The 7,523-nt window shown below is 56.9% G+C and carries 9 protein-coding genes; 7 read left to right on the forward strand and 2 right to left on the reverse strand.

Going from position 1 to position 7,523, the window contains the following annotated elements; genetic code table 11:
• The first annotated feature begins 123 nt into the window (after nucleotides 1-123).
• From glyS to HFM78_RS13960, 4 genes are read left to right on the forward strand one after another with little or no spacing between them, the layout of a single operon-like run.
• Nucleotides 124-2,211, forward strand: a complete 2,088-nt coding sequence (glyS, locus tag HFM78_RS13945; protein WP_287130059.1) for a glycine--tRNA ligase subunit beta — start codon at nucleotides 124-126, stop codon at nucleotides 2,209-2,211.
• Complete coding sequence (locus HFM78_RS13950; protein WP_287130060.1) at nucleotides 2,211-2,624, forward strand: DUF3531 family protein; 414 nt, start codon at nucleotides 2,211-2,213, stop codon at nucleotides 2,622-2,624. The genes glyS and HFM78_RS13950 overlap by 1 nt, the downstream gene beginning before the upstream one ends.
• Nucleotides 2,621-3,427 (forward strand): TIGR02281 family clan AA aspartic protease, encoded by an 807-nt coding sequence (locus HFM78_RS13955; protein ID WP_287130061.1) that lies wholly within the window; start codon nucleotides 2,621-2,623, stop codon nucleotides 3,425-3,427. The genes HFM78_RS13950 and HFM78_RS13955 overlap by 4 nt, the downstream gene beginning before the upstream one ends.
• Nucleotides 3,427-4,137, forward strand: a complete 711-nt coding sequence (locus HFM78_RS13960; RefSeq protein WP_287130062.1) for an RNA methyltransferase — start codon at nucleotides 3,427-3,429, stop codon at nucleotides 4,135-4,137. The genes HFM78_RS13955 and HFM78_RS13960 overlap by 1 nt, the downstream gene beginning before the upstream one ends.
• A 73-nt stretch (nucleotides 4,138-4,210) precedes the next feature.
• Here HFM78_RS13960 and HFM78_RS13965 read toward each other — a convergent pair whose 3' ends face one another.
• Complete coding sequence (locus HFM78_RS13965; protein ID WP_287130063.1) at nucleotides 4,211-4,720, reverse strand: DUF2335 domain-containing protein; 510 nt, start codon at nucleotides 4,718-4,720, stop codon at nucleotides 4,211-4,213.
• A gap of 431 nt (nucleotides 4,721-5,151) precedes the next feature.
• On the opposite strand from HFM78_RS13965, the gene HFM78_RS13970 reads away from it, so the two are divergent.
• From HFM78_RS13970 to HFM78_RS13980, 3 genes are all read left to right on the forward strand, one after another.
• Nucleotides 5,152-5,430: a hypothetical protein gene (locus HFM78_RS13970; protein ID WP_287130064.1), complete on the forward strand. Its 279-nt coding sequence runs from the start codon at nucleotides 5,152-5,154 to the stop codon at nucleotides 5,428-5,430.
• A 383-nt stretch (nucleotides 5,431-5,813) separates the two neighbouring features.
• Nucleotides 5,814-6,335: a DUF3110 domain-containing protein gene (locus HFM78_RS13975; protein WP_287130065.1), complete on the forward strand. Its 522-nt coding sequence runs from the start codon at nucleotides 5,814-5,816 to the stop codon at nucleotides 6,333-6,335.
• Nucleotides 6,319-6,843 carry a hypothetical protein gene (locus HFM78_RS13980; RefSeq protein ID WP_287130066.1) on the forward strand — a complete coding sequence of 175 codons (525 nt, stop codon included), beginning with the start codon at nucleotides 6,319-6,321 and terminating at the stop codon, nucleotides 6,841-6,843. Before HFM78_RS13975 ends, HFM78_RS13980 begins: the two co-directional genes overlap by 17 nt.
• Here HFM78_RS13980 and pgsA read toward each other — a convergent pair.
• Nucleotides 6,831-7,361, reverse strand: a complete 531-nt coding sequence (gene pgsA, locus HFM78_RS13985; RefSeq protein WP_287130067.1) for a CDP-diacylglycerol--glycerol-3-phosphate 3-phosphatidyltransferase — start codon at nucleotides 7,359-7,361, stop codon at nucleotides 6,831-6,833. The two genes, HFM78_RS13980 and pgsA, sit on opposite strands and share 13 nt — an antisense overlap.
• Nucleotides 7,362-7,523 lie beyond the last annotated feature (162 nt).

Below are 7,523 nucleotides of genomic sequence, written 5' to 3' on the forward strand. Positions count from 1 at the left end.
CCATGACTCTTTTTACAATTTCTGTAGGGTTGCTATAGATGCTTCTTAGCCTTGGTCTCCACTAGCCGCTGCCCATCAGGGTATGGGGCGGGAGTGCTCCACCTACTCTGATAAACTTTAGAAATGCTCGACTACCTCCTAGAGGTGGGGACCGAAGAGTTACCCGCCAGTTTTTTGACTCAGGTTCTCCCCCAGTGGGCGGAGCGTATCCCTCGTGCCTTGGCTGAACAGGGCTTGACGGGAAGTACCTACCACTTTTGGGCCACCCCCCGCCGTTTGAGCTTGTTAATCCTCGACTTACCCCCCGCCCAGCCCGACCGGGTGGAAACCGTCAAAGGACCTGCTGTCGCCAATGCCTATGACCAAGGCGGGAACCCGACTAAGGCTCTCCTCGGGTTCGCTCGGTCCAAAGGGGTGGCGGTGGCGGATTTGCAGACCCAGACCACGGAGAAAGGGGATTTTGTCTTTGCTCAAGTGGCGATCCCCGGTCAAAGTGTGGGCACGGTGTTGCAGGCGTTGGTACCCGGTTGGATCACGGGGCTAGAGGGGAAGCGGTTAATGCGCTGGGGGGCGGGGAGTCTCCGGTTTAGCCGTCCGATTCGTTGGTTGGTGAGTCTCTTGGGTACGGAAATCCTGCCCATTACCCTCGAAGGCGTGACCAGTGACCGGACGAGCTACGGACACCGCGTCCTGGCACCGGGGACCCTCACTCTCACCGGGGCGCGGGATTACGAAGCACAGCTACGGGCTGCTTTCGTTTGGGTGAATCCCGAGACCCGCCGTATCCAGATCCAGAACCAATTACAGACCGCCGCCCGGACCCTCCAAGCCCAGCCCGAAATCCCCGCCGACCTGCTCGACGAGGTGAACTACCTAGTGGAATGGCCCACGGTGGTCACCGGGCAGTTTGAAGCTGACTTCTTGACCCTGCCGCCGCCGGTAATCAAGACCGAGATGACCAGCCACCAACGCTACTTCCCGGTCCACCAGCCCGGTCAGCCGACCCAGCTCTTGCCTAATTTCCTCAGTGTCAGCAATGGCGACCCCGAGTACGGTGAATTGATTGCCCAGGGGAATAGCCGGGTGCTCCGGGCGCGGCTCTGGGATGCCCGGTTCTTTTATAAAGAGGACCGCAAACAACCCCTCGCCGCTTTCCTCACGAACCTAAAGACCGTGACCTTCCAGGAGCAGTTGGGCAGTGTGGCCCAGCGGGTGGAACGGATTGTCGCCCTAGCGCGGTTCCTGAGTCAGCAGTTGGGCGATACAGCCCAAGAAACCAGCTTGGTTGAACGCACGGCCCAACTTTGTAAAGCCGATCTAACCACCCAGATGGTCAAAGAATTCCCTGAACTCCAGGGCGTGATGGGCTACTACTATGCCACTGCCGACGGCGAGGACCCCCTGGTTTGTCTGGGGATTGAGGAACATTATTTACCCCGTTTCGCTGGGGACCTGTTGCCGACCACGCGCACCGGGACCATCGTGGCCTTGGCAGAGCGGGCGGAGTTGGTGGGGAGTTTATTTTTGATTGGGCAAGTCCCCACGGGTTCCTCGGACCCTTTCGGATTACGGCGGGCGACCTTGGGGCTGATCCAACTAATCCTGAAAAACCAGTTACCCCTGAGCCTCCAGACAATCTTGGCGGAAGTGTACCGGCTACACGGTCAACCCCTGCCCGCCGTCCTCAAGAGTTTTTATAAACAACGACTCCACGGTTATTTCGTCGAGCAGGGGTTGGCTTACGACTTGGTGAATGCGGTCCTCGAACCCGCCCTCGACCAGCCCCAGGAACCAGACCTACCCGATATTTGGAACCGAGTGCAGTTGCTCCAGCGGCTGCGGCAAGAGGGCGTTTTGGCGCGAATTTATGAGACTGTGAACCGGGTGATTCGTTTGGGAGGACAGGCCAACCTCCTAACCACCGCGCTCAGTCCCCAGGCTTGGGTCCAGCCCGCGCTATTTCAGGAACCAGCCGAACAGCGGCTCTTCACCCTGCTTAAGGATTTTGTCCCGGCCCAGGCCGCACGGGATTATGAACTCTTGGTCGCCTACATCCATGCCAGTGTGGAACCTGTCAGCGAGTTCTTCGTGGCGGTCCTCGTCATGACTGAGGACGAACCGTTACGGGTCAATCGGTTGAACCTACTGGGTGTCTTACGCAATCAATACCGACTCTTGGCGGATTTCAGCCAAGTCGTCATGGAGGGCTAATGGAAATCAAGATTTTGGCGGCGGACTGGAGTAGCTTTTTGATTCAACTGGAATTCCTCCGCTCTCCCACGGCGGAGGAGCAGCAATACGTCAAGCAAGTGTTTGAGAGTTGGTACTCCCTGGGTCTGTTGGGCGGCTTCAATGCCAATTTCACCCCGCTCCAGGATGCAGAGATGGAGGACCTGGATGAAGTGGATTACCCGACTCAGATGGACCCGCTACCTTCCTTGATGCACAACATGGGGGAAGTGGAGTTCGAGGAGACCTGGGGCCGCTGCTGGTTTGACCTAGGGACGGCGGACGCGCTAGCCGTAGATGTCCTGCTCAACAGCCTCCAGACCCTCTCCCGGGAATATGTACCGCTGAGACAGGTCGTCCTTGGCGGGACCGGACCCGAGGGAGACGAACTGTGAAATGGTTTATTCTCGCGGGGTTCCTGCTCCCCGTCGGGGCCACCGAACTCAAAGTCCCCCTGATCCCCGGCAGTTTTGAAGCCCGCGTCAATGTCCGCATTAACGGTCAGACCGTCAATTTTTTGGTAGATACCGGGGCCAGCCGGAGTGCCATCACCGTAACCACCCTCAAAAAATTAGGTCTCGATGACCTCCCCCCCGAATACAGTCGGGTCCGGGTTGCCGACGGGCGGACGGTGACGACGCAAGTCGTGCGGCTCCAGAACCTAGAGTTGGGGGCCTTCACCATCCCCTTCGTAGCGGCGACGGTGGCGGCGGAGAATCTGTTGGGGGTGGATGTGCTGGGGCGTTATCGTTTCATCCTGGACGCGGGGGCAAACCAACTCACCTTCCAGGACCCCGCCAGCGGACCCCTCAGTGAACGGGAGCAGACTTCCTTTCCCTACAATCCCCGCCGTCAGTCCATCCCCGTCCAGGTCACGGTCAACGGCACCCCAGTTAACCTCCTCCTCGACACTGGCGCGACTCAGACCACCCTTTCCCAGCGCATCGTCTCGGCCCTGGCCCTACCCGTGGTCGGTACAGGCCGGAACACGGTGGCGGACGGTAGGACCGTGGACGCGCAAATTGTGCGGGTCGCTACCCTGGCTTTTGGCGACTTGGCAGTAAATAACCTAGCGGTCTCCGTCATCACCGGGGCCATCGGGGAACAGGGGCGTGATGGACTGTTGGGTTACAACTTTCTCCGTCACTTCAAGGTCATCCTCGACCCCGCCACGGGCCGGGGCTATCTGCAACGCTGATGTCCACCGAGACCGCCATTGTCCTCGTCGAACCCGCCGGTCCCCTTAACCTCGGGGCCGTAGCACGGGTGATGAAGAATTTTGGGCTGACGGACCTGCGCTTAGTCGCTCCCCATTGCACTCCCCAGGACCCGGAGGCTCTCTTGATGGCGGTCCATGCCCAGGAGGTCTTGAGCGGGGCCCAGCTTTTCTCGACCCTAGGCGAGGCTCTCGCTGACCGGGAACGGGTGGTGGGGACGACGGCGCGGACCCGTGACCTCCCCGTGGCGATGGACCCGGCTCAGGCGTTGGGTTGGTTAGTCGGACGGGGGGCTTTGGTGTTTGGGCCGGAGGACCGGGGACTCAGTAATCAAGAGTTGGCTTTGTGTCAACGCTGGCTGACCCTACCCACGCATCCGGCCTACCCGTCCTTAAACCTCGCCCAAGCGGTCGGGATCTGTTGTTACGAATTGGACCGCACGCCGCCCGAGCCGACCCCGACGGTTGCATTGGCAGCAGCGAGTGAATTGGCGGGGTTCTATGACCACGCCAGCGAACTCTTACTGGAAATCGGTTATCTCCAACCCCATACCCAGGCGCGGCGGCTCGCTAAGCTGCGCCGGATTTTCAGTCGCGCTCAGTTGACTAGTGCGGAGGTGGCGTTGCTGCGGGGAGTGGTCCGTCAAATGCGCTGGGCAACGGCGCGATGCAAAGATGCCTCGATTCAGTGACACAAAATTGAATATTTCTTGTGTTCGTCTTTGTTACCAGTTTTCGGTACAGTACATACTACAAAATTACAGATTATTCTTCGCCCTCTTTCCCTGACTCTTCCCTGGCTTCTTTTTGTTTGATAAAACCTCGCACGGCTCTTTCACCTAGAAAGACTGCTGCATTAGCAATTATACTTGTGAAAATTATAGTGATGCCGACATCGTTACCCATCCATGAAAGTAAGGCTCCAAAGAGCAGCACAATTATGTTCAACCCAAAAGCCATCCATTGACCTGTTCTGGCTAGATTTATCTCCTCTACAACTGAGGTTTTATTAATTTGCAGAACTTCTTTTTCTAGGGACTGGCGATGATCCTGCTCTTTTTCAGCCATCCTAAAGATTTTTTCCGCCGCGCCTGGATATATTTGCTCATACTGACGAATTTGGTTGGCATCAGGCAATGGACCGCTACGGTAAAACGTCGCTTGAAGTGACCTTTTTGAATCAACGTCAGAAACTTCTGGATTTTCAGACTCCGAGGAAGAAAGCTCTGTATTAGTCCTGATTATGTCGTTGGCATCTTCTGGGTCTCTTATCATGATAGGACTCAAAAAATTAACGTCTAGGGCAAGACGCTAGGTGGTTTATTGACTGTGGTAAGCCTTAGTTACGTCCCTACCCACAGCTTGCCAATCGCCCCAGAGGGCAGTGAGGTCAGAGCGAGGGGTAAGTTTAAGGCGGGGAATATCCCCAGCAAAATGTTGGATTTGCACAATTGATGCAGCACCATGAAGTAGTGCTGTGAGTCGGTGATGCCTGTGCATCTTGTAACCGCATTCAAGTAGTGATTTTCTGATCATTCCGCACGTTCCTTAATCTAGAGGTTTTGCCTCACCTCAGGATGTAACCGTAGTTTAGCCTTTCTTTGACAAGTTTATGCAGACTGCGCCGATGCCTCCAATCCGACCCCAACGGCTGCGCTAGCAGCAGCAGGTGAATTGGCGGGATCCTATGACCACGCCAGCGAACCTTGCTAGAAATCGGTTATCTCCAACCCCATACCCAAGCGCGGCGGCTCGCTAAGCTGCGCCGGATTTTCAGTCGCGCTCAGTTGACTAGTGCGGAGGTGGCGTTGCTGCGGGGAGTGGTCGCAGATGCGCTGGGCGACGGGACGCTTGGTAGAGGCACCCCCAGTGACCTAGCGTCGAGCATTTACGCTGGGTTTGCGGGTCCGCTGGCTAGATGGGTAGTGTTTGGGACTCGTCGTCTAGTGATGGAGGCTAGTCCAGTGGGCTTTTTAGCTAGCTGAGTAGTCTTCAGGACTTACGCAAAGCGACGGGTGATGATAGCCGATGTATCGTCAGAACCCTGGCGTAGACTTCTTGCCAAGCACCGGTTACCCATAGTGTGGCACCTTGCCCCTTTAAACCCGCATGGGGTTCAAGATACGGCTCACAGCGGTTTTTTAACGGGGAGAAGCCATAACCAGTAAGGCCAAAGTGCCAGCCAGCGGCTAACTCTAGCTGCGACAGGCTTTGTTTGTTCTGATGCAAAGTGTGATGGCTATTTCTTCCTTAGGGGCCATAGGCTGTGCGTAAGTCCTGTTTAAGTAACGTGATGTCTCTAGTGAGCCTTAATAAACAATCCATCCTGTAGAGCAGACTGCTGCGGATAGTATTGGATTGAGGTGTCATGATGAATCGCCAGGAAGCTCTCGCCATCCTACAGTTGCCCGCCACTGCCGACAGTCATGCGATCCGAGCAGCGTTATTTCAGCACTACCAACAGCTATTTGCTGACCACCAAGGACCCGTTTGGGTCGAACACCTCCGCCAGTTGACCCAGGCGCGGGATGCCTTGCTTGTGCGTAAGGGTGCCCTAGCTGGACCCCTCGCCCAGTCCGCCCGTCTTCTGCAAACTAAGGATTTACCCAGGGCGGTCTACGTTCTACTAGACCGTCATGACCAGTCTGAAACGATCTATACCTTACGGATTGAGGACCAGGATTTAGTCCTAGCTTTTGAGAACGAATTCACCGCCCGGACCTATGCCCGTGCCCTTATTCAAAAAGAACTCAGTACGCCTTGGTGTGAGTCCTTCAACCCCGCTGAGATTATCGAGTTCTGCGAAGCGGCGGGGTACGGACTTTTGCTCGTCCCCGCCCAGCAAATGGCTTCACCGCCCTTGGGTTCAGTGGATGGCGCGGGGCAATGATGAGCCTTTGGCTGTGAGGCGGCGGTCCTGCCTGGGTCTTTTGGTCGCAGCTCCAGTCTTAGCGCAGCCCCGGCCCCTGACCGATTTCCTACCTTTATTGAGAAACCAGTTACTCCCGACGGTGAACCGGGCTTACCGCCGTACCCGCCTCGCGAGTCGCGTCGTCTTCCTGGGGCAACCCAAGTTACAGTCTGAAAAGACCCTGCAGGTGCGGATGATTGAACGCTGGCCCCTTTTTAAACCCCCGGTCCTCCAGATGCTCTTGATTGAACGGCAGGTGAGTTTCGCCCAGGCCCGGGGTCGGTGGTGGCTCGTCGAGAGTACCTTCACCGTCCAGGCTCTCCCGCCCGAAACCCCGCTGGGACCCACCCCCCGCCAGTACCTAGATGAGACCGCCCCCCTATCCAACCCGACGGTAGGAACTTTCGGGTTGAATTTCAGCGATGGAGCCTTTGCCCAAGCCCTGCGCGAACTCCTAGACCAGTGGCAGGACGGCTATTTAAGATAATTCCAACCCGACCAGAGCGTAAGGATGACAGCGGCCCAGAATAGGGCCAGAGCAAAGGGCAACTTCAAGAGTAATGCCGTCACCGCAACCACTTGGACGACAGTCTTGAGTTTCCCGGCCCAATTTGCTCCCGTGACTGTTGGTTGTTGCACCCGCCAGCCAGCAATCGCCAACTCCCGCAACAGAATCAGAAACACGCCCCAAGCCGGAACTTCGTTGAAGCCGACCAAGATCAGCAGGGGGGCCAAAACCAACAGCTTATCCACTAGCGGATCAAGGAATTTTCCCAGTTCCGTGACCTGATTGAGACGACGGGCGAGGTAGCCATCCAACCAATCCGTTGCCGCCGCGACGAGAAACAACCCCGCCGCCCAGACCCGCACTTCGTCCCCCGGTAGACTCAGCAACCAGAACAAACCTGGTACCGCTAAAAGTCGGGTCAGGGTAACTAAGGTAGGCCCATTGAGAGAAGACCGGACCTGAGTAATCACTTTAGAATTCGGATAAACCCGAGGCATCAGGATGAACTCTATTGTACGTGTCGGCGCATGGACCCTAGTTTTGACCCTGCTGGGGGCCTGTGCCCAGCCTCTTCCCTTAGACCAAGCCAAGCAATACGACACCCCCCCGGCCCGTGCCCAAGACCCCCTTACCCCTGATTCTCCCAACCTGGGTAGCCC

This window comes from Candidatus Cyanaurora vandensis (assembly GCF_013285555.1).
In the GTDB taxonomy this organism is placed as follows: Bacteria; Cyanobacteriota; Cyanobacteriia; order Gloeobacterales; family Anthocerotibacteraceae; genus Cyanaurora; species Cyanaurora vandensis.